Source organism: Enterobacter cloacae complex sp. 397G4 (genome assembly GCF_050031515.1).
GTDB lineage: Bacteria > Pseudomonadota > Gammaproteobacteria > Enterobacterales > Enterobacteriaceae > Enterobacter > Enterobacter hormaechei_C.
This window is the reverse complement of sequence record NZ_JBLGWE010000001.1, coordinates 1,901,518-1,920,376: the sequence shown is the minus strand read 5'-3', so window position 1 is coordinate 1,920,376 and position 18,859 is coordinate 1,901,518. Positions and strand designations below refer to the sequence as shown.

Below are 18,859 nucleotides of genomic sequence, written 5' to 3'. Positions count from 1 at the left end.
CCGTGCTAATGTAGCAAGCTACGTATTGGCAAATCACAGGTGAAATCGTTATGTCTGATGACGTGATCGGGACGACGACCCATCAGCGGCTAATCAGCTTATTAACCGAGCAGGAGGCGCGCTTTCGCGTGGTGGCGCATGAGGCCGTTGGGAAATGCGAAGCGGTCAGTGAAATTCGCGGGACCGATCTCCGGCAGGGTGCAAAAGCACTGGTCTGCAAGGTAAAAGGCAACGGTGTTAAGAAACATATTCTGGCAATCCTCGCCGCCGATCGGCAGGCCGATCTGAGCCTTCTGGCCAGTCATTTCGGTGGGCTAAAGGCCTCTCTCGCCAGTCCGGCTGAAGTGGATGCGCTTACCGGCTGCGTTTTCGGCGCCATTCCCCCCTTCAGCTTTCATCCGGATCTGACGCTGGTCGCCGATCCGCTGCTGTTTGAGCGCTTCGATGAGATCGCCTTTAACGCCGGCCTGCTGGAAAAGTCGGTGATTATGGACACCCAGGACTATCTGCGTATCGCCCGTCCTGAACTGGTGACGTTCCGTAAACAATAAATACTGCGGCTGGCTAACGGTCAGCCGTTTTCCAGCAGCAGCACGGAAGCTATCAAAATAATCGCGATAATAAAAAACGATGAGGAGATAATCAGCGTTTCGACAAACATAGGATCGCTCATGATGCCCTCTGCTTTGCCCATTTGCCTCTTTTTTACCCCCGCACAATGACAGTTAAATGACAATGACGCGTCCGTGAAATGACTATTTTTTCGCTGAAACGATTCGCTGTTGACTATCCTCCCCCGTATGAAGTCACTGTTTAAATACTTTATTTGTTACCGGTATCACGAAAAGAAATTTACGTAACCCCGATGCCAGATCTCGCAATTGTTAACCTTTTCATCATGGTTAACCCTGTTTACGGAGCACATCAAAAATAAACCTTACACTGGCAAGGTGAATACAATGACCGAAATAATTACCCGTAAAGAAAAGATCAGTTATGGGTTAGGCGATATGGCGAGCCATATTGGGCTGGATAACGTCATTATTTTTCTGACGTTTTACTATACGGACGTGGTGGGGCTACCTGCCGCATTCGTGGGCACCATGTTTCTTCTGGCGAGAACCGCCGATGCCATAATAGACCCGGCGATGGGCTATATCGCAGACAGGACGCGCACGCGCTGGGGCAAATTCCGCCCCTGGATGCTGTGGCTGGCGCTGCCCTTTGGCGCAAGTTGTCTGCTGACCTACGCCGTGCCGGCGTCGCTCGATCTGCACGGTAAAATGATTTTCGCCACCGTCAGCTATACCCTGATGATGCTGATGTACACCGCAATCAATATTCCCTATTGCTCCATGGGCGCGGTGATCACGCCCGACAACGATGCGCGAATTTCCCTCCAGTCCTATCGTTTTTTCCTGGCCACGCTGGGTGGCGCGCTGTCGACATTCTTTATGATGCCGCTCGCAGAGTTTTTAGGCGGCGATGATAAATTACTGGGCTACCGCTGGGCGATGGCCATTATGGCGACCATCGCGGTCGTCATGTTCTGGATCTGCTTCGCCAATACGCGTGAACGTATTAAGGCTCCCGCCACCCACAATAATTATCTTGCGGAACTGCGGGATTTATTACGAAACGACCAATGGCGGGTTGTCGCCGTCCTGGTATTAACCAACATTGGTTTTGGCGTTATTCGCCTTGGCGCAATGATGTATTTCGTCACTTATTATCTCGGTAGCGCGAGCTATTTTATGTGGATGCTCGGGGCGCATATTCTCGGGAAAGCCGCAGGCAGTGCGCTGGCCAAACGTCTGACGCAGAACGTCAGCAAAGTGCAGATGTTTGGATACTGTTCCGTACTGGCGGGGGTACTCAGCATCGCCCTGTTCTTTGCGCCTAAGTCAGTGCTTATTCTGGTGCCCATGACGTTTATCGTCTCCACCCTTTACCAGGCCACCACCACGCTGATGTGGGTAATGATGGCGGACGTCGCCGATTACGGCGAATGGAAACAGGGCAAACGCATGGACGGCGTGATCTTCTCCACCTTCCTCGCCGTACTCAAGCTGGGAATGGCGATCAGCGGCGCGATTGTTGGCTGGACGCTGGGCTTAAGCGGCTATGTCGCCAACGCCCCGGAACAGACCACCACGGCCATGTACTGCATCATCGCCCTCTTCACCGTCGTGCCTGGCGTCTTGTCACTCTGCGCGTTTGCCACGCTGCGCTGGTACAAGCTCGACGACAGCACAATGCAATCCATCCATCTTGCCAAACACCCTGTTTAGAAGGACGCGTTTTCCATGAGTGAGCTGATCCAACATTCCAACAGTATCGAATGGCGTTTTGAACGCCAGATCCTGCGTATTGAACCGTGGGGTGAAAACAGCCTGCGCGTCAGGGCCACCTGCTCCCCGGCTTTTGATGAGGCCTTACAGGCACTGTTGCCCGCCGCCCCTTGCCAGGCTGAGATTGTCGCCGAAGCGGAAAGCCTGACGCTGCGCAACGGCAATATTACCGCGACGCTGAATCTTAAAGGTCAGTTGGCCTTCTACAATCAGCGCGGCGAACTGCTGCTGGAAGAGATGTGGCGCCAGCGTTCAACGGTGGGTATCGGTGCCAGCGAGAAGAGCCAGGATAAATATGTCAGCGCCCTGAAGCTGGATGGCCGCGAATTTAAGCCGCTAATGGGGGGGAAATATCAGCTCACCGTCCGGTTTGAATCGCGTCCGGATGAACGCATCTATGGCATGGGTCAGTATCAACAGCCGTGGCTGGATCTGAAAGGCTGTACGCTGGAACTGGCGCAGCGCAACTCCCAGGCCAGCGTGCCCTTTATGCAGTCCAGCCTTGGCTATGGCCTGCTGTGGAACAACCCGGCGATTGGTGAAGCCAGCTTTGCAAAAAATCAGACGGAATGGCGCGCCCGCGTCACAGGAGAAATGGACTACTGGATCACCGCCGCCGACACGGTGGCGGATATCACCCGCCAGTATGTGAAAGCCACCGGTACTCCGCCCTCCGCCCCGGCGTTTATCAGCGGGCTGTGGCAGTGCAAATTACGCTACCGCACCCAGCAGGAGGTGCTGGAGGTTGCGCGGGAGTATCGCCGCCGTAATCTGCCGCTGTCGGTGATGGTCATCGACTTTTTCCACTGGCCGAATCAGGGCACCTGGTGCTTCGACCCCGTAGACTGGCCCGATCCTGAAGGGATGGTCGACGAGCTGCGCGAAATGGGTATTGCGCTGATGGTGTCGGTGTGGCCAACGGTAGAGGCGCGCAGCCCTCTCTACCCGCTGATGAAAGCCAAAGGCTGGCTGGTCAGCAGTGAACGTGGCGTGCAGGTCAACCTCGATTTTATGGGCAATACCACCTTCTTTGATGCGACCCATCCTGAGGCGCGGAAATTCGTCTGGGATACGGTGAAGAAAAATTACTACGACATGGGCATTAAGCTGTTCTGGCTGGACGAAGCCGAACCGGAATACCGCGCCTATGATTTTGACAACTATCGCTACCACGCCGGTCCGGTGCTGGAAGTGGGTAATCGCTACCCGCGTGACTTTGCGCAGGGCTTTTACGATGGGCTCCAGGCAAACGGCGAAACCGACATTGTTAACCTGGTACGCTGCGCCTGGGCAGGCAGCCAGCGCTTCGGCGTGCTGGCGTGGTCGGGTGATGTCCACTCCTCGTTCCATGCTTTTCGCAATCAACTCGCCGCGGGACTGAATATGGGGCTGGCGGGAATCCCATGGTGGACGACCGATATCGGCGGCTTCCAGGGAGGGAACGTTAACGACCCGGCGTTCCACGAATTACTGATCCGTTGGTTCCAGTGGGCGGTGTTTACACCGGTTCTGCGCATGCACGGCTATCGCGAACCGCAGATCCAGCCCCCGGAGCGCTACCGTGACGGCATTCCTCAGTGTAACAGCGGTTCGCCTAATGAGCTGTGGAGTTACGGAGAAGAGAATTACGCCATCATGCAGCACTGGCTTACCGTGCGCGAAACCCTGCGCCCGTATATTGACGCGTTGTACCAGCAGGCTCATCTGCACGGAGACCCGCTCATGCGTCCGCTGTTCTGGCACTATCCGCAGGATAAGCAGAGCTGGGCGTGTGAAGATCAGTATCTGTTTGGCGAAGATCTTCTGGTGGCGCCGGTTATGCAGGCCGGTCAGCGTGAGCGCGATGTCTGGCTGCCGACGGGCAATAGCTGGATCGCTCTCAACGGTGAGCGCTACGCCGGTGGGGAGCATATCCGGGTGCCTGCGGCGCTGGAAACCATCCCGGTGTTTATCCGCGAAGGAAGTCCACTTATCCAGCAGCTGGTGGACTGACGTCAGGCAAGTGCCCAAAAATAGACAATTTTTTCAGTAAAGCCTGCCTGCCGTCGCGTTTGCGCGTAAAGTAAGCAGGCTTACTATTTTTGGCAAGGATCCCGTCATGTTCGACCCTACTCTGCTCATACTTCTGGCCCTGGCTGCTCTGGGTTTTGTCAGCCACAACACCACCGTCGCGATTTCCATTCTGGTCCTGATCATCGTTCGCGTCACACCATTGAATACCTTCTTCCCGTGGATAGAAAAACAGGGGCTTACCATCGGGATCATTATTTTGACCATCGGTGTGATGGCCCCGATTGCCAGCGGAACGCTACCGGCCTCCACGCTGCTGCACTCCTTTGTAAACTGGAAATCGCTGGTGGCGATTGCGGTGGGCGTTTTTGTCTCATGGCTTGGCGGGCGCGGCGTGACGCTGATGAGCAGCCAGCCTTCACTGGTGGCCGGGCTGCTGGTGGGCACCGTGTTAGGCGTGGCGCTGTTTCGTGGCGTGCCGGTTGGCCCGCTGATTGCTGCCGGACTGGTTTCGCTGTTTATCGGGAAGTCGTAGTCAGGCTGGCGATATAGCGGGCGGGCGTCTGTCCCAGTCCTTTCTTAAACATGGTGATGAAGGCGGTGGTGGAGTCATACCCCAGCGCCTGCGCCGCCTGCTGAACCGACTTTCCGCCGATCAAAAACTGCAATGCGACAATCAGCTGGAGCTGGTGCCGCCAGCGGCGAAAGCTCAAGCCAGTCTCTTTCACCACCAGCCGCGCCAGATTGCGTTCGCTCATGGCAAAGTGGCTGGCCCACTGCGCCAGCGTCTGCCAGGCGGCAGGTTCGTTTGCCATGGTCTCACTCATCAGGCGAATTTTTGGATGCGGAGATACCGGCAGCTGTAGATGCTCCTGCGGTTGCAGGGGCAGTTCATCAAACAGGACGTCAACCAGCCTTCCGGTAGCGGGAAGAGGCAGTTCCTCCCGTGACCTGTCCGCAAGCGCCAGCACCAGCTCCCGCACCAGGGGCGATATTTTCAGCGTACAGGTACGCGTCGGCAATTCGAGCGCACCGGGTTCAATAAACAGCAGACAAAGCTGCGCGCCGGGCGTCGCCTTGTTGCTGTGCGGCGTTTGTCCCGGGATCCACACCGCATACTGGGGCGGCACCATCAGCATCGCGTTCTCCACTTCACAGGTGATCGCTCCCCCCAGCGCCATAATCAGCTGCCCTTTGCGGTGCTGATGCAGCGGAATATATTGTTCCTGTGCCACCACGCGGATGCGAAAGGCCACCGCCGCGTCGTGCTGGCTATCGGGATCGTAGCCGTCGAGCCCCAGTCCGTACATAAAGTTGTCCGATATTAGCGATAAACTGTCATTTTAGCCTGATTTCAACCACGACTTAAATCGGTATGGTATGCGCTCGCCTGAACGTAAGAGACAATAATGACTACTGCTATTCAACCTTCCGGGAAACAGGGTACGCTGCTGATTGCAGGCATCCTGATGATTGCCACGACGCTGCGCGTCACCTTTACCGGTGTCGCCCCCCTGCTCGATACCATCCGACAGGACTATGGCTTAAGCACGGCGCAAACCGGCCTGCTCACGACGCTGCCTCTGCTGGCCTTCGCCTTTATCTCTCCCCTTGCCGCAGGCGTCGCCCGGCGCCTGGGCATGGAGCGCAGCCTTTTTATCGCTCTGCTGCTGATTTGCATCGGGATTGGCGTACGTTCGCTGCCGTCGGCCTCGCTGCTGTTTATCGGTACGGCGATCGTAGGCTGTGGGATTGCGCTGGGCAATGTCCTGTTACCTGGCTTAATCAAACGTGATTTTCCGGGCCAGGTCGCAAAACTGACGGGGGCTTATTCGCTGACGATGGGAGCCGCTGCTGCCGCAGGGTCGGCGCTGATCGTCCCGCTGTCGCTGGGGAGTGGTGGCTGGCACGGGGCGCTGTTGATGCTGATGTTCTTCCCGCTGGTGGCGCTGCTGCTGTGGTTACCGCAATGGCGCCAGAAGCCGGCCGCCACCCTGACCGGAGCGGGCGCGCTGCACAATCGGGCTATCTGGCGCTCGGCGCTCGCCTGGCAGGTGACGCTTTTTCTGGGCATTAACTCGCTGATTTACTACGTCATTATCGGCTGGTTACCCGCGATTTTGCTTAGCCATGGCTACAGCGAAACGCAGGCTGGCTCCATGCACGGGCTTCTCCAGCTGGCAACCGCGGTTCCCGGTCTCGCCATTCCGCTGATCCTGCACCGTCTTAACGATCAGCGTGGCATTGCCGGGCTAGTCGCCCTGATGTGCGCCGTCAGCGCAGCCGGGTTCTGGTTCGCGCCGGGGCTGGCCGTCGTCTGGACGCTGGTGTTTGGCTTTGGATCCGGCGCCACCATGATCCTCGGCCTGACGTTTATCGGGCTGCGCGCCAGCTCGGCCCATCAGGCCGCGGCGCTCTCCGGCATGGCACAGTCGATTGGCTATCTTCTGGCGGCCTGTGGCCCACCGCTGATGGGGAAAATTCACGATACCGCCGGAGACTGGCGCATTCCGCTGCTCGCCTGCGCGCTGGCCGCGGTGGTGATGGCGTTATGCGGTATGCTTGCCGGGCGTGACCGGGAGATCACACCCCGCTGACATTCAAGGCAGACCCGGAGGTCTGCTTTTTTTATCCCTGCGCCGCCCGCAGCATGGCCTGTACCAGCACGACCGGGCGCCCTTGCAGCGCGGCCCGCTCATGCTGGAACAGGGTGAGGACAAAGAAAGGATGGGTTACCAGCTCTGCCGCGCGGATCTCGCCCTGCTCGTCCCAGCCCGTTACGCGCATGTCGCCCCGCTCAAGCTGGTCGGCAAACTCAGGTGAGACGCCGTAATTGCAGTGATACCCCTCCTGAATTTCCGGCTTGCCATACGCTTTAGCAATCAGCGTGTTATTCCGCAGCTCGATCGCGTCGGTTTTTTCCACCAGCGAGCAGGTCAGCGGCGCAATTACCATCCTTCCCTCGGTGTCGGTTTCGGCATGGCCTGCATCGTGCCAGCCCAGTACATTACGCGCATACTCAATCAGCGCATGCTGGAACCCGCCGCAGGTGCCGAGAAAGGGGATGCTATTCTCACGCGCGTAACGCGCCGCAATAAACGCCGCCTCGGTGTTTTTATACGGGCTTGCCGGTACCAGCCAGATGGCATCGTACCCGACGAGGTCTTCGGCGCTGGTCAGCTCAGGCGTGGCGAGCCAGTCATAATCAGCGGTGAGATCCAGAACCGCAGCGGCGTCGTCAATCGCCAGCGGGATCGCCTGGTGCGCAATAACATCGGGATTGTAATCACCAACCAGCGCAATGCGCAGCGTCGTTTTAACCGGGGAGAGTTCCATCAGAGATTCCTTATGCCGGAGGATTTTCAGATAACATAAGGAACCTCAGACTACCGATCTTTTGCAATTATCACAATACCTTAAATTGGGTGGATAAAAGCCGGGTGCTATAGTGTTCTTGCAGAACGTCGTAAGGAAATGAGGAGGACCCATGATTCAATGTAAACGCGTGTATGAGCAGGCGACCTCAAAAGACGGTTACCGGATCCTGGTCGACAGACTCTGGCCGCGAGGGATAAAAAAGACCGACCTCGCCTGCGATGAGTGGTGTAAAGCGCTAACGCCGTCCAGCGAACTGCGAAAAGCCTTTCACAGTGAAACGATAGATTTCACCGCGTTCAGTGAAGCCTATCGCAAAGAGCTGGCGCAGCATCCGGATGAAGGCAAACGCCTGGCGGCTCTCGCCAAACAGCAGACCGTGACGCTACTCTATGGGGCGAAAAATACGGAGCAGAATCACGCGCAGGTACTGGCGGACTGGCTGCGTAAACTGTGATTAACCGATCGCCAGCTCATCCACGTTGTGTGGCATCTCGTCGGGAGTAAGCGGCATCAGATGTTCCGGGCGAACAAACGCAAAACCGTGCTGATTATCAAAGGCATAAACATCACCGGTGACCAGCCACAGCGCACGCGCTGTCGTGGCGGGTAATTGCGTCATGACGCCGTTAACCGGGTTCACAAAACGCTGGCCCGGCTGACAGAGGCCAAACAGCTCGACGGATTTACCGATATTTCGACGGCCTGCCGCCGTACGCGCACCCACGATCATCGCCATGCTGCCCGGTTTTAACTGAAACATACTTCTTCTCGCAAACGTACTGCCAGAAACTGGCTAAGAACAATCCTAAAGAGAAGTGTATCGCAGTTTTATTGCCGTTGTCATCTGGTCGGTTGCGGGTGATCGCGGCGGTAGAGATCCCATTCATCGATCACTTCCCCGCCTGGCAATTTGCACTCGGTACGTACGCCCTGCGGGCTTTGAACAGGGATTTGCTCTCCCCCTTTCTCCAGACAGTACACTGACGCCGGGTTTGCCATACCAATAGCGTGCGGCGGTTGAGGCGCATCAGGAGGGGTTGTCTTTGTTGAGCAGGCGGCCAGCGGTAAAACCAGCGCCAGGAGAAGATATTTCATTATCATGATCCTTCAGGGTGTAAAAACGTCAGAGTAACGGGTCATCGCCGTTTTCTCCATGATTTCTCCATTAAACCTGCACGATTCCCCCTTATAGTGATGCCTGTTCTCACACTGACCAGAGAACATCATTCCGTAATCAAGATGTTTTGCCCCGATCTCAACATCGGGGCTTTTTTTTAGCTTCACCCTCATCCGCCTCCAGAAGAATCTATAAAATTAATCCTGTTCATGTTTTACTATGGCTGGAGTCTATATTTTCAGCACAACATGCAGATACAGAGGTCTTCTGCATGGGAGTCATCCTGCCTCATGTCAGATATCATTCTTGCCCGTGTTTCAGAAACCCTCTCCACTGAGCAATCTCTCGACAGTCTGGTGCGTCAGCTACTGGAAATGCTGGAAATTGTGACGGATATGGAATCAACCTACCTGACGAAAGTCGATATCAATGCGCGTTTGCAGCACATTTTATATGCCCGTAACAGCAAGCAAATGCAGATCCCGGAAGGGTTCAGCGTGCCCTGGGACGAAACGCTGTGTAAGCGCGCCATCGACAGCGACACGTTGTTCAGTAACGAGGTGCCCGACCGCTGGCCGGAGTGTGAAGCGGCCAAAGCACTGGGCATTACAACCTATATGAGCGTGCCGGTTCACCTGGCTGACGGTTCTCTGTATGGCACGCTTTGCGCGGCCAGCACCGCACAGAAACAGTTCAGCGAGCGTGGCGAGCAGGTGATCAGACTCTTTGCCGGTTTAATTGGTCAGTACATTCAGAAAGAGTCGCTTGTGCTTCAGCTTCGCGAAGCAAATGCGGCGCTCATTGCCCACTCTTACACCGACGCCCTTAGCGGCCTGCCGAATCGTCGCGCCATTTTTGAAAACCTTACCACCCTGTTCTCACTGGCGCGCCATTTTAACCGCAACGTCATGATGGCCTTTATTGACCTCGATGATTTCAAGCGAATCAATGACCAGTACGGGCATGAGGCGGGCGATCGCTTCCTTGTACAGGTCGGCAAGCGACTGACTCACGAGCAAACGCAGGATGAGATTATTGGCCGGCTCGGCGGCGATGAATTTCTGGTTGCCAGCCTGAGTCACAGCGATGATGGCGACGCCAGCAAAGGGGTCAACGCAATCAAAACCCGCCTCAATGGTCTTATTGCGGGCGAATACAGGTTAGGCAATGCCACTATTCTTTATCCCGGCGCAAGCCTTGGCGTCGTTATTGTTGATCCTCACCGCACTGATGAAGATAGCGCCCTGCGCACCGCAGACCTCGCGATGTATCAGGATAAAAAAGGAAAAAGCAAAACAGGCTTTGTCGCGTTAGATTAAAATCGTACACTCTACGGCCTTATACAAACTCAAACAGGTGATGGCATGAGAATAGGGATCCTCTTTCCGGTGGTTATTTTTATCACGGCGGTGGTGTTTTTAGGCTGGTTTTTCCTTGGTGGTTACGCCGCGCCGGGGGCTTAAATGAGAAAAACGACCATCATCATGCTGATTGTCGCCATCGTGGCCGTCGCCGGTACGCAGTTGGGCTGGTGGTAACGCCCAAAGTAAAAAGGCCGCCGTCAGGCAGCCTTTTTTAACTCAGGTCAGATTTAGCTTTTGATTTTTCTGTAAATAAACAGAACAACCAGCGCGCCAATCACCGCGACGACAAAGCTGCCGAAGTTGAAGCCATCAACTCTGCCAAAGCCGAACAGGGTACTGATCCAGCCACCGACGACTGCACCCACAATCCCCAGAATGATCGTGACGATGAAACCGCCGCCATCTTTGCCCGGCATAATCCACTTCGCCAGGATCCCCGCAATCAGCCCAAAGATAATCCAGGATAAAATTCCCATAGCTTTCCTCTCTGTATGGTTTTTGTCATTAAATCAACGACACAGAAAAGGATAGCACAGGATCTGAGAAAGGAAATTTGTGATAGGAATCACACGGTTCGTTTGATTAAAATATAAGCAGTAAAAAAATGCCGTTCCACACTCATCGTGGGGTTGCATCTTTTACTGAGAAAGATTATCTTTCTCATTACTGAATAGTTGAGCAAATCACTCAGGTATTCAGTACGACATTGCTCACATTGCTTCCAGTATTTCTTGCCCACTCTTGAGTGGGCTTTTTTTTGCCCGAACCCACCAAAATCTGGCGTTTCTTCAGTGGAGGTGAAACGCTATTCTCTGTGGCTGCTGAACAACAAAAACGTTGATAACATGAACGTATCAAGCAAGTTTGTCATCTGCCTTAATCTTGTTTCTGCCAGTACGTTACTGCTACTGCTCTCAACACGGTTTGAGTGGTTCTGAGATGAAAGGAGCATGGCATAATGGCTTTCCTTTCGATTCCGTGCAGCCTCAACTCTCATACTTGTAGCTTTTATGACCTGTGTTAAGATCCCTGCACCTCAGGACGTGGTGGGACAACAGGAAAATGAAGAAGGCCATTGCCGTTGCTATCATCTCAACCTTTATGGTCGTCCTGTCGCTGTATGCGGTTAACGCCATTATCGCTGAGCAGCAAAAGAACCGGCAGAGGGAGATCTCCCACACGCTCTTAAGCTATTCTGAAGAGTTAACGCAAAATATCGCCAGTACGCTTATAAATACCTCCGCGCAGGGATGCGATAGCGCCAGTCTGAACGACTACCGAAAATTAAAGATGCGAAGTCTCTATTTCGCCGATGTGGGGTTTATTGAAAAGGGGAAAATCACCTGCACCGCGTTTTGGGGCAAGCTGGCAAATCCCATCGCCCTTCCCTCTGAGCTGCATAATACCCAGAACGGATTCAGCCTGGCGCAGTTTTCGCAGAAAGATTTCTTTGTCGGCAATGCGACAATCTATAACCACCTTATTATCTTCACCTCCCGTTCAGCCTACGATAAATTTGCCCCCGTTACCGCCAACTATTCGCTTCGTTCTTCCACTAAAGATTTCGGCCGCACCTTTTTCACCGTTACGCCGCCATCAGAAAACTTCAGCCGCTTACAGTCTCTGTTATTTACGCTGGCTGTGACAGAGTGCAGTACACGCTGGGATTTGTGCGTTACCGTCACACACCATGATGCCGGACTGGCTTCGCTCTCCCACGTAGTGATGGTGCTTCTGTGCTTGTTTTTATACTTTATCTGGGTATCCCTGACGCTGTTTTCTCTTCGACTTTATGAAGACCGACGTTCTCTGGAACGAACGCTGGTCAAAGCGGTAAAAGCGAATACCATCAGCGTTCATTTTCAGCCTGTTATTCGGGTTGCTGATAAGAAAATCGTCGGGGTTGAAGTGTTATCAAGATGGCAGGATAACAATCACAAAGAGGTTTCTCCTGAGCTGTTTATCCCGTTAATTAAAAAAATTGGCCTGTATAACGTTTATTATCAGAACATGATAAAGAAATCCCTGGCGGAAATTGCCGCGCTGGCCGCTGAACATCAGTTAATGATTTCACTGAACGTTGGCCGGACGGAAATTGAAGACGGCAAATTCCTGGCGGTATTACGTCATGAATGCTCAGAGAACGCGATTCCCTTATCGTTAATCAAAGTTGAGTTATCCGAAAATGGCGTTTCCACCGCGGCCATCCTTGAAGAGTTTTGTGAGGAGCTTAAATCGGCAGGCGTCAAAATTTCAATAGACGATTTTGGTGTGCAAAACTCTAATCTGGCCAGGCTATCAAATCTCAAATATGACGAAATCAAGGTGGATAAGTCGTTAGTGGACGGCATCAGCGAGCACTATAAACAGGATATCCTGGTGATCTTCAGCGACGCGCTAGCTAAACTGCACAAAACCCTTGTTTTTGAAGGGGTTGAAAGCGAAACGCAATATCAGTTCATCGCGCAGAGATACCCCGATGCCCTCGTACAAGGCTGGTACTTTTCGAAGTCGCTAACCCGGCACGACCTCGCCAGGCTGCTGGCAGACTCAGCGCGATGACGCGTTATTCATTGCCCCACTGATTCAGGAAGTTCGCAATATCGTCAATGCGCGCTTCGTCTATCTCCGCCTGGACAGCCATCTCCCGCTGCGCCTCTTCACTGATTTCCTCATTGTTGTATAAGCGAGTGAGCAGCAGCTGGAAATAGTGTGCCAGCGGCGTACGCTCTGCCTCTTCTACCGGTTTCGCCGTTTCAGTCGCATACTCGTCGACGATGTCATAATACTTGAGCGGGATATCATGGGTCATAGCGTTGTTTCCGTCTTGTGTGCATAAAAAACGGGAACCCTCAGGCTCCCGTTGTCATTTAACCCAGCGAGTGGATTACATGTTCGCGATAATCGCGTCGCCAAACTCTGAGCATTTCAGCAGTTTAGCGCCTTCCATCAGACGTTCAAAGTCATAGGTGACGGTTTTCGCGTTAATCGCGCCTTCCATACCCTTAACGATCAGGTCTGCGGCTTCGAACCATTCCATATGACGCAGCATCATCTCTGCGGACAGAATGATAGAGCCTGGGTTGACTTTGTCCTGGCCTGCGTATTTAGGTGCAGTACCGTGAGTTGCTTCGAACAGGGCGCACTCGTCACCGATGTTCGCGCCCGGGGCGATACCGATACCACCCACTTGCGCGGCCAGCGCATCGGAGATGTAGTCACCATTCAGGTTCATACAGGCGATCACGTCATACTCAGCAGGTCGCAGCAGGATCTGTTGCAGGAACGCATCGGCAATCACATCTTTAATGATGATCTCTTTACCGGTGTTCGGGTTCTTAATTTTCTGCCATGGGCCGCCGTCGATCAGTTCACCGCCGAACTCTTCGGTCGCCAGCTGGTAGCCCCAGTCTTTGAACGCGCCTTCGGTGAACTTCATGATGTTGCCTTTGTGAACCAGGGTCACAGAGTCACGATCGTTGGTGATAGCGTATTCGATGGCGGCACGCACCAGACGCTTGGTCCCTTCTTCGGAGCACGGCTTGATGCCGATGCCGCAATGCTCAGGGAAGCGAATTTTCTTCACACCCATCTCTTCGCGCAGGAATTTAATCACTTTTTCTGCATCAGCAGAGTCCGCTTTCCATTCGATACCGGCGTAGATGTCTTCTGAGTTTTCACGGAAGATAACCATGTCGGTCAGTTCCGGGTGCTTAACCGGGCTTGGGGTGCCCTGGTAGTAACGCACCGGACGCAGACACACATACAGATCCAGTTCCTGACGCAGCGCCACGTTCAGGGAGCGAATGCCGCCGCCAACTGGCGTGGTCAGAGGGCCTTTGATAGCAACGCGATAGTCGCGGATCAGGTCCAGCGTTTCGGCTGGCAGCCAGACGTCCTGGCCATAAACTTGAGTCGATTTTTCACCGGTGTAAATTTCCATCCAGGAAATTTTACGCTCGCCTTTGTAGGCTTTCTCAACAGCGGCATCAACCACTTTCAGCATTGCCGGGGTAACGTCTACGCCGATACCGTCGCCTTCAATGAACGGGATAATCGGGTTGTGAGGAACGTTAATCTTGCCGTTTTGCAGGGTGATCTTTTTACCTTCCGCCGGAACAACTACTTTGCTTTCCATTAACCTCTCCTTCGAGCGCTTCTGGTTGTTACTGATCTTATGTTAATAAATTGTAATGAGCCTTCCGATAGTACCTGATTGTCCGACGCCATGAAAGGTCTTCGTTATTAGGCTATAATGCGGCAATTGATAACGCCTGAAAATACCATGACGAAAACTTCTTTTAGAAAACACCGGGTTGAGCGATTCAGCTCACGACAAGCCACCAGAAGAACGCCAGAACCCCAGCCAACGCGGGTCATACTGTTCAATAAACCCTACGATGTATTGCCGCAGTTTACCGACGAGGCCGGGCGCAGCACGCTGAAGGACTTTATTCCCGTTCAGGGAGTGTACGCGGCGGGACGTCTGGATCGTGACAGCGAAGGGTTGCTGGTGCTCACCAATGACGGCGTGCTCCAGGCCAGGCTCACTCAGCCGGGCAAGCGTACCGGGAAAATTTACTTTGTGCAGGTTGAAGGCGAGCCGGACGACGCGTCGCTGGCAAAACTGCGTAACGGCGTAACGCTGAACGACGGTCCCACCCTGCCGGCTGGTATTGAGCGCGTGAATGAACCCGAGTGGTTGTGGCCGCGCAACCCGCCGATTCGTGAGCGGAAATCCATTCCCACCAGCTGGCTTAAAATAACCCTTTATGAAGGCCGCAACCGACAGGTCAGGCGCATGACTGCGCATGTGGGCTACCCTACCCTGCGACTCATTCGCTATGCCATGGGCAGCTACACGCTGGACTCGCTGGCAAACGGGGAATGGCGGGATGTTACCCCTAAGGAGAACTGATGTTTAAACCTCATGTTACGGTCGCCTGCGTGGTCCATGCGCAGGGGAAATTCCTGGTGGTGGAAGAGACCATCAATGGCAAAGCGCTGTGGAACCAGCCTGCCGGGCATCTTGAAGCCAATGAAACCTTACGCCAGGCGGCAGCCCGTGAGCTGTGGGAGGAGACGGGTATCCGCGCCGAACCGCAGCATTTTATCCGTATGCATCAGTGGATAGCGCCTGACCAGACGCCTTTCCTGCGCTTCTTATTCGCCGTTGAACTTAACGAAACGTGCGCCACTGAACCGCACGACGACGATATCGATCGCTGCCTGTGGGTGACTGCCGAGGAGATCCTGAACGCGCCAAACCTGCGTTCGCCGCTGGTGGCGGAAAGCATCCGCTGCTGGCAGTCTGCGGCGCGCCTGCCGCTGGATGTCATTGCAGAATTTAACTGGCCGTTTACAGAGGGTGTCAATGGTGGGGGGGCGTGATAGAATACGCCGCCTTGAAGTTCAATGTCGTGAGTATTCCATGTCAGATAACAGCCAGAAAAAAGTAATCGTCGGCATGTCCGGCGGTGTCGATTCCTCCGTTTCCGCCTACCTGTTGCAGCAACAGGGCTATAAGGTGGAGGGCCTGTTCATGAAGAACTGGGAGGAAGACGATGGCGAGGAATACTGCACTGCCGCTGCGGATCTCGCCGATGCGCAGGCCGTGTGCGATAAGCTCGGCATCGAACTGCACACCGTTAACTTTGCCGCAGAATACTGGGACAACGTTTTTGAACTCTTCCTCGAAGAGTACAAAGCGGGCCGCACGCCAAACCCGGATATCCTGTGCAACAAAGAGATCAAATTCAAAGCCTTCCTGGAATTCGCCGCGGAAGACCTGGGCGCAGACTACATTGCGACCGGCCACTACGTGCGTCGCGCGGATGTGAATGGCAAAAGCCAGCTGCTGCGCGGCCTGGACGGCAACAAAGATCAGAGCTACTTCCTCTATACGCTGAGCCACGAACAGATTGCCCAGAGCCTGTTCCCGGTCGGCGAGCTGGAAAAGCCGGAAGTGCGTAAGATTGCTGAAGATCTGGATCTGATCACCGCGAAGAAAAAAGACTCCACCGGTATTTGTTTTATCGGCGAGCGTAAATTCCGCGAGTTCCTGGGGCGCTACCTGCCTGCACAGCCGGGCAAAATCGTCACCGTTGACGGCGATGAGATTGGTCAGCACCAGGGGCTGATGTACCACACTCTCGGCCAGCGTAAAGGTCTGGGTATCGGCGGCACCAAAGAGGGCAGCGAAGATCCGTGGTACGTGGTCGACAAAGACGTCGAAAACAATATTCTGGTTGTGGCTCAGGGTCACGACCACCCGCGCCTGATGTCCGTTGGACTGATCGCGCAACAGCTGCACTGGGTCGATCGCGAGCCGCTGAAAGGCACGCTACGCTGCACAGTGAAAACGCGCTACCGCCAGACGGACATCCCTTGCACCGTAACCGCACTGGATGACGATCGCATTGACGTGCGTTTCGACGAGCCGGTTTCCGCCGTTACCCCTGGCCAGTCTGCTGTTTTCTACAGCGGCGAAATTTGCCTCGGCGGTGGGATCATTGAACAGCGCCTGCCGCTGCCTGCTGTTTAAACCGTTTGCACACATAAAGGAGACCGTGTGGCGAAGAACTATTATGACATCACCCTGGCGCTGGCGGGAATTTGCCAGTCAGCCCGTCTGGTGCAACAGCTGGCGCATCAGGGTCATTGCGACGCTGATGCCCTGCACGTTTCACTCAACAGCGTTATCGATCTTAACCCAGGCTCCACGCTGGGCGTCTTTGGCGGCAGTGAAACCAATCTTCGTCTCGGTCTTGAAACTCTGCTCGGCGTGCTCAACGCCAGCAACCGTCAGGGGTTGAACGCGGAACTGACCCGCTACACCTTAAGCCTGATGGTGCTGGAACGTAAGCTTAATGCGGCAAAAGGCGCAATGAATACCCTGGGCGACCGCATCGCCGGGCTACAGCGCCAGCTCGACCACTTTGACCTCCAGTCTGAGACCCTGCTCAGCGCGATGGCCGGTATCTACGTTGACGTGATTAGCCCGCTAGGCCCGCGTATTCAGGTCACCGGTTCGCCTGCCGTATTGCAAAGCCCACAGGTACAGGCGAAGGTACGCGCTTCGCTGCTAGCAGGCATCCGTGCCGCCGTGCTGTGGCAACAGGTCGGCGGTGGCCGCCTACAGTTAATGTTTTCTCGTCATCGCCTGACGACTCAGGCAAAACAAATTCTTGCTCATTGTTAACCTCCCGGAGTTGCGAATTATGGAATTATCCTCACTGACCGCCGTATCCCCTGTCGATGGACGCTACGGCGATAAAGTCAGCGCGCTGCGCGGGATCTTCAGCGAATATGGCCTGCTGAAGTTCCGTGTTCAGGTTGAAGTACGCTGGCTGCAAAAGCTGGCCGCCCAGACAGCAATCAAGGAAGTTCCTGCTTTTGACGCAAAGGCAAACGATTACCTTGATAAAATCGTTGCTGAGTTCAGCGAAGAAGATGCCGCGCGCATTAAAACCATCGAACGCACCACCAACCACGACGTGAAAGCGGTTGAATACTTCCTGAAAGAGAAAGTGGCAAGCGTCCCTGCCCTGCACGCGGTATCTGAATTTATTCACTTCGCCTGTACGTCTGAAGATATTAACAACCTGTCTCACGCGCTGATGCTCTCTACCGCGCGGAAAGAGGTAGTACTCCCTTACTGGCGTAAAATCATTGATGCGGTGAAAGCGCTGTCCGTGGAATACCGCGACATTCCGCTGCTGTCCCGTACTCACGGCCAGCCAGCAACCCCATCCACCATGGGTAAAGAGATGGCGAACGTGGCGTACCGCATGGAACGCCAGTATCGTCAGCTGGAGCAGGTTGAGATCCTCGGCAAAATCAACGGCGCGGTGGGTAACTACAACGCCCACATCGCCGCGTACCCGGAAGTGGACTGGCACCAGTTCAGCGAAGAGTTTGTGACCTCTCTGGGGATCCAGTGGAACCCGTACACCACCCAAATTGAGCCGCACGACTACATCGCCGAGCTGTTTGACTGCATTGCGCGCTTCAACACCATCCTGATCGACTTCGATCGTGATGTATGGGGTTACATCGCCCTGAACCACTTCAAGCAGAAGACCATCGCCGGGGAAATCGGTTCGTCCACCATGCCGCACAAAGTGAACCCAATCGACTTCGAAAACTCCGAAGGTAACCTGGGTCTGGCGAATGCCGTGTTGCAGCATATGGCGAGCAAGCTGCCGGTATCCCGCTGGCAGCGCGACCTGACTGACTCCACGGTGCTGCGTAACCTGGGCGTAGGTATTGGCTACGCGCTGATCGCCTACCAGTCCACCCTGAAAGGTGTGAGCAAACTGGAAGTTAACCGCGACCGTCTGCTGGACGAGCTGGATCACAACTGGGAAGTGCTGGCGGAGCCGATTCAGACCGTGATGCGTCGTTACGGCATCGAAAAACCGTACGAGAAACTCAAAGAGCTGACCCGCGGTAAACGCGTTGATGCTGAAGGTATGAAACAGTTTATCGACGGTCTGGCGCTGCCAGAAGAAGAAAAAGCGCGCCTGAAAGAGATGACCCCGGCAAACTATATTGGCCGTGCCATCGCTATGGTTGACGAGCTGAAGTAATCGCCCTTCCCCCTTTCCACCTGGAAAGGGGGCTGCTTTACATCATCG

The 18,859-nt window shown here is 54.6% G+C and carries 24 protein-coding genes; 16 read left to right on the top strand and 8 right to left on the bottom strand.

The genetic code is table 11. From position 1 onward, the window contains the following. The first annotated feature begins 50 nt into the window (after nucleotides 1–50). The gene (locus ACQG1Y_RS09120; protein WP_015570783.1) at nucleotides 51–551 is read left to right on the top strand and encodes a YbaK/prolyl-tRNA synthetase associated domain-containing protein; all 501 of its coding nucleotides are present in this window, start codon (nucleotides 51–53) and stop codon (nucleotides 549–551) included. 20 nt (nucleotides 552–571) lie between these two features. On the opposite strand, the gene yoaI is transcribed toward ACQG1Y_RS09120, so the two are convergent. Next, nucleotides 572–673, bottom strand: coding sequence for a small membrane protein YoaI (gene yoaI / locus ACQG1Y_RS09115; protein WP_368740503.1), 102 nt, complete (start codon nucleotides 671–673; stop codon nucleotides 572–574). 286 nt (nucleotides 674–959) lie between these two features. Between yoaI and ACQG1Y_RS09110 the strand changes: the two genes are divergently transcribed. The 3 genes from ACQG1Y_RS09110 (at nucleotide 960) to ACQG1Y_RS09100 (ending at nucleotide 4,896) form a co-directional block, all read left to right on the top strand. Further along, nucleotides 960–2,291 (top strand): glycoside-pentoside-hexuronide (GPH):cation symporter, encoded by a 1,332-nt coding sequence (locus ACQG1Y_RS09110; protein WP_045336308.1) that lies wholly within the window; start codon nucleotides 960–962, stop codon nucleotides 2,289–2,291. A gap of 15 nt (nucleotides 2,292–2,306) precedes the next feature. Further along, nucleotides 2,307–4,343, top strand: coding sequence for a glycoside hydrolase family 31 protein (locus tag ACQG1Y_RS09105; RefSeq protein WP_368740502.1), 2,037 nt, complete (start codon nucleotides 2,307–2,309; stop codon nucleotides 4,341–4,343). Between the two features lie 106 nt (nucleotides 4,344–4,449). Beyond that, nucleotides 4,450–4,896 (top strand): DUF441 domain-containing protein, encoded by a 447-nt coding sequence (locus ACQG1Y_RS09100; protein ID WP_003857881.1) that lies wholly within the window; start codon nucleotides 4,450–4,452, stop codon nucleotides 4,894–4,896. Here the strand turns inward: ACQG1Y_RS09100 and ACQG1Y_RS09095 are convergent. Then, the gene (locus ACQG1Y_RS09095; protein ID WP_017384695.1) at nucleotides 4,880–5,671 is read right to left on the bottom strand and encodes an AraC family transcriptional regulator; all 792 of its coding nucleotides are present in this window, start codon (nucleotides 5,669–5,671) and stop codon (nucleotides 4,880–4,882) included. The genes ACQG1Y_RS09100 and ACQG1Y_RS09095 overlap by 17 nt on opposite strands. Nucleotides 5,672–5,770: 99 nt before the next feature. Here ACQG1Y_RS09095 and ACQG1Y_RS09090 point away from each other — a divergent pair, with 99 nt between their 5' ends. Further along, nucleotides 5,771–6,958 (top strand): CynX/NimT family MFS transporter, encoded by a 1,188-nt coding sequence (locus tag ACQG1Y_RS09090; RefSeq protein WP_032670105.1) that lies wholly within the window; start codon nucleotides 5,771–5,773, stop codon nucleotides 6,956–6,958. A 31-nt stretch (nucleotides 6,959–6,989) separates the two neighbouring features. Here ACQG1Y_RS09090 and ACQG1Y_RS09085 read toward each other — a convergent pair whose 3' ends face one another. Further along, on the bottom strand, nucleotides 6,990–7,697 hold the full coding sequence (locus ACQG1Y_RS09085; protein WP_017384697.1) for a CTP synthase C-terminal region-related (seleno)protein: 708 nt from the start codon (nucleotides 7,695–7,697) through the stop codon (nucleotides 6,990–6,992). Nucleotides 7,698–7,848: 151 nt separating this feature from the next. Here ACQG1Y_RS09085 and ACQG1Y_RS09080 point away from each other — a divergent pair, with 151 nt between their 5' ends. Next, nucleotides 7,849–8,193, top strand: a complete 345-nt coding sequence (locus ACQG1Y_RS09080; protein ID WP_015570789.1) for a DUF488 domain-containing protein — start codon at nucleotides 7,849–7,851, stop codon at nucleotides 8,191–8,193. Here ACQG1Y_RS09080 and ACQG1Y_RS09075 read toward each other — a convergent pair whose 3' ends face one another. Beyond that, complete coding sequence (locus tag ACQG1Y_RS09075) at nucleotides 8,194–8,499, bottom strand: periplasmic protein (protein WP_032670952.1); 306 nt, start codon at nucleotides 8,497–8,499, stop codon at nucleotides 8,194–8,196. It lies immediately after the preceding gene. Between the two features lie 80 nt (nucleotides 8,500–8,579). Continuing rightward, nucleotides 8,580–8,834: a putative hemolysin gene (locus ACQG1Y_RS09070; RefSeq protein WP_015570791.1), complete on the bottom strand. Its 255-nt coding sequence runs from the start codon at nucleotides 8,832–8,834 to the stop codon at nucleotides 8,580–8,582. Nucleotides 8,835–9,146: 312 nt separating this feature from the next. Here ACQG1Y_RS09070 and ACQG1Y_RS09065 point away from each other — a divergent pair, with 312 nt between their 5' ends. Genes ACQG1Y_RS09065 through yoaJ form a run of 3 tightly spaced genes read left to right on the top strand, consistent with a single transcriptional unit; the run spans nucleotide 9,147 to nucleotide 10,394 of the window. Continuing rightward, nucleotides 9,147–10,175, top strand: a complete 1,029-nt coding sequence (locus ACQG1Y_RS09065) for a sensor domain-containing diguanylate cyclase (protein WP_368740501.1) — start codon at nucleotides 9,147–9,149, stop codon at nucleotides 10,173–10,175. 45 nt (nucleotides 10,176–10,220) lie between these two features. Then, nucleotides 10,221–10,319: a YoaK family small membrane protein gene (locus tag ACQG1Y_RS09060; protein WP_015570793.1), complete on the top strand. Its 99-nt coding sequence runs from the start codon at nucleotides 10,221–10,223 to the stop codon at nucleotides 10,317–10,319. After that, nucleotides 10,320–10,394 (top strand): protein YoaJ, encoded by a 75-nt coding sequence (gene yoaJ / locus ACQG1Y_RS09055; protein ID WP_015570794.1) that lies wholly within the window; start codon nucleotides 10,320–10,322, stop codon nucleotides 10,392–10,394. It abuts the gene before it with no gap. Between the two features lie 53 nt (nucleotides 10,395–10,447). Here yoaJ and ACQG1Y_RS09050 read toward each other — a convergent pair whose 3' ends face one another. After that, the gene (locus ACQG1Y_RS09050; RefSeq protein ID WP_003857896.1) at nucleotides 10,448–10,696 is read right to left on the bottom strand and encodes a GlsB/YeaQ/YmgE family stress response membrane protein; all 249 of its coding nucleotides are present in this window, start codon (nucleotides 10,694–10,696) and stop codon (nucleotides 10,448–10,450) included. Nucleotides 10,697–11,065: 369 nt separating this feature from the next. Between ACQG1Y_RS09050 and yncL the strand changes: the two genes are divergently transcribed. Continuing rightward, a complete protein-coding gene (gene yncL, locus ACQG1Y_RS09045) occupies nucleotides 11,066–11,158 on the top strand; it encodes a stress response membrane protein YncL (protein WP_071524166.1) in 93 nt (30 codons plus the stop codon). Between the two features lie 124 nt (nucleotides 11,159–11,282). Further along, the gene (locus ACQG1Y_RS09040; protein ID WP_180262957.1) at nucleotides 11,283–12,782 is read left to right on the top strand and encodes an EAL domain-containing protein; all 1,500 of its coding nucleotides are present in this window, start codon (nucleotides 11,283–11,285) and stop codon (nucleotides 12,780–12,782) included. Between the two features lie 4 nt (nucleotides 12,783–12,786). On the opposite strand, the gene ACQG1Y_RS09035 is transcribed toward ACQG1Y_RS09040, so the two are convergent. Next, nucleotides 12,787–13,032, bottom strand: coding sequence for a YmjA family protein (locus ACQG1Y_RS09035; RefSeq protein ID WP_022650806.1), 246 nt, complete (start codon nucleotides 13,030–13,032; stop codon nucleotides 12,787–12,789). A gap of 75 nt (nucleotides 13,033–13,107) precedes the next feature. Beyond that, entirely contained in the window at nucleotides 13,108–14,358 is a 1,251-nt protein-coding gene (gene icd / locus ACQG1Y_RS09030; protein ID WP_003857898.1) for an NADP-dependent isocitrate dehydrogenase, read from the bottom strand. A gap of 117 nt (nucleotides 14,359–14,475) precedes the next feature. On the opposite strand from icd, the gene rluE reads away from it, so the two are divergent. From rluE to purB, 5 genes are read left to right on the top strand one after another with little or no spacing between them, the layout of a single operon-like run. Beyond that, nucleotides 14,476–15,138, top strand: a complete 663-nt coding sequence (gene rluE / locus ACQG1Y_RS09025; protein WP_017384702.1) for a 23S rRNA pseudouridine(2457) synthase RluE — start codon at nucleotides 14,476–14,478, stop codon at nucleotides 15,136–15,138. Then, complete coding sequence (locus ACQG1Y_RS09020) at nucleotides 15,138–15,611, top strand: NUDIX hydrolase (protein WP_032619915.1); 474 nt, start codon at nucleotides 15,138–15,140, stop codon at nucleotides 15,609–15,611. Before rluE ends, ACQG1Y_RS09020 begins: the two co-directional genes overlap by 1 nt. A 40-nt stretch (nucleotides 15,612–15,651) precedes the next feature. After that, the gene (gene mnmA / locus ACQG1Y_RS09015; RefSeq protein ID WP_032103856.1) at nucleotides 15,652–16,764 is read left to right on the top strand and encodes a tRNA 2-thiouridine(34) synthase MnmA; all 1,113 of its coding nucleotides are present in this window, start codon (nucleotides 15,652–15,654) and stop codon (nucleotides 16,762–16,764) included. 27 nt (nucleotides 16,765–16,791) lie between these two features. Further along, nucleotides 16,792–17,421 (top strand): high frequency lysogenization protein HflD, encoded by a 630-nt coding sequence (hflD, locus tag ACQG1Y_RS09010; protein WP_006809213.1) that lies wholly within the window; start codon nucleotides 16,792–16,794, stop codon nucleotides 17,419–17,421. A gap of 19 nt (nucleotides 17,422–17,440) precedes the next feature. Next, nucleotides 17,441–18,811 carry an adenylosuccinate lyase gene (purB, locus tag ACQG1Y_RS09005; protein ID WP_017693620.1) on the top strand — a complete coding sequence of 457 codons (1,371 nt, stop codon included), beginning with the start codon at nucleotides 17,441–17,443 and terminating at the stop codon, nucleotides 18,809–18,811. Nucleotides 18,812–18,859 lie beyond the last annotated feature (48 nt).

Excerpts from the sequence above, each read along its gene's own strand:
- ACQG1Y_RS09100 (WP_003857881.1), top strand. The coding sequence starts at position 4,450 with ATGTTCGACCCTACTCTGCTCATACTTCTGGCCCTGGCTGCTCTGGGT.
- purB (WP_017693620.1), top strand. The coding sequence starts at position 17,441 with ATGGAATTATCCTCACTGACCGCCGTATCCCCTGTCGATGGACGCTAC.
- ACQG1Y_RS09105 (WP_368740502.1), top strand. The coding sequence starts at position 2,307 with ATGAGTGAGCTGATCCAACATTCCAACAGTATCGAATGGCGTTTTGAA.
- ACQG1Y_RS09095 (WP_017384695.1), bottom strand. The coding sequence starts at position 5,671 with ATGTACGGACTGGGGCTCGACGGCTACGATCCCGATAGCCAGCACGAC.
- yoaI (WP_368740503.1), bottom strand. The coding sequence starts at position 673 with ATGAGCGATCCTATGTTTGTCGAAACGCTGATTATCTCCTCATCGTTT.
- ACQG1Y_RS09065 (WP_368740501.1), top strand. The coding sequence starts at position 9,147 with ATGTCAGATATCATTCTTGCCCGTGTTTCAGAAACCCTCTCCACTGAG.
- ACQG1Y_RS09040 (WP_180262957.1), top strand. The coding sequence starts at position 11,283 with ATGAAGAAGGCCATTGCCGTTGCTATCATCTCAACCTTTATGGTCGTC.
- ACQG1Y_RS09050 (WP_003857896.1), bottom strand. The coding sequence starts at position 10,696 with ATGGGAATTTTATCCTGGATTATCTTTGGGCTGATTGCGGGGATCCTG.
- yncL (WP_071524166.1), top strand. The coding sequence starts at position 11,066 with ATGAACGTATCAAGCAAGTTTGTCATCTGCCTTAATCTTGTTTCTGCC.
- ACQG1Y_RS09060 (WP_015570793.1), top strand. The coding sequence starts at position 10,221 with ATGAGAATAGGGATCCTCTTTCCGGTGGTTATTTTTATCACGGCGGTG.
- ACQG1Y_RS09020 (WP_032619915.1), top strand. The coding sequence starts at position 15,138 with ATGTTTAAACCTCATGTTACGGTCGCCTGCGTGGTCCATGCGCAGGGG.
- ACQG1Y_RS09120 (WP_015570783.1), top strand. The coding sequence starts at position 51 with ATGTCTGATGACGTGATCGGGACGACGACCCATCAGCGGCTAATCAGC.
- mnmA (WP_032103856.1), top strand. The coding sequence starts at position 15,652 with ATGTCAGATAACAGCCAGAAAAAAGTAATCGTCGGCATGTCCGGCGGT.
- icd (WP_003857898.1), bottom strand. The coding sequence starts at position 14,358 with ATGGAAAGCAAAGTAGTTGTTCCGGCGGAAGGTAAAAAGATCACCCTG.
- ACQG1Y_RS09085 (WP_017384697.1), bottom strand. The coding sequence starts at position 7,697 with ATGGAACTCTCCCCGGTTAAAACGACGCTGCGCATTGCGCTGGTTGGT.
- ACQG1Y_RS09035 (WP_022650806.1), bottom strand. The coding sequence starts at position 13,032 with ATGACCCATGATATCCCGCTCAAGTATTATGACATCGTCGACGAGTAT.
- ACQG1Y_RS09070 (WP_015570791.1), bottom strand. The coding sequence starts at position 8,834 with ATGAAATATCTTCTCCTGGCGCTGGTTTTACCGCTGGCCGCCTGCTCA.
- ACQG1Y_RS09090 (WP_032670105.1), top strand. The coding sequence starts at position 5,771 with ATGACTACTGCTATTCAACCTTCCGGGAAACAGGGTACGCTGCTGATT.
- ACQG1Y_RS09110 (WP_045336308.1), top strand. The coding sequence starts at position 960 with ATGACCGAAATAATTACCCGTAAAGAAAAGATCAGTTATGGGTTAGGC.
- rluE (WP_017384702.1), top strand. The coding sequence starts at position 14,476 with ATGCGGCAATTGATAACGCCTGAAAATACCATGACGAAAACTTCTTTT.
- ACQG1Y_RS09075 (WP_032670952.1), bottom strand. The coding sequence starts at position 8,499 with ATGTTTCAGTTAAAACCGGGCAGCATGGCGATGATCGTGGGTGCGCGT.
- ACQG1Y_RS09080 (WP_015570789.1), top strand. The coding sequence starts at position 7,849 with ATGATTCAATGTAAACGCGTGTATGAGCAGGCGACCTCAAAAGACGGT.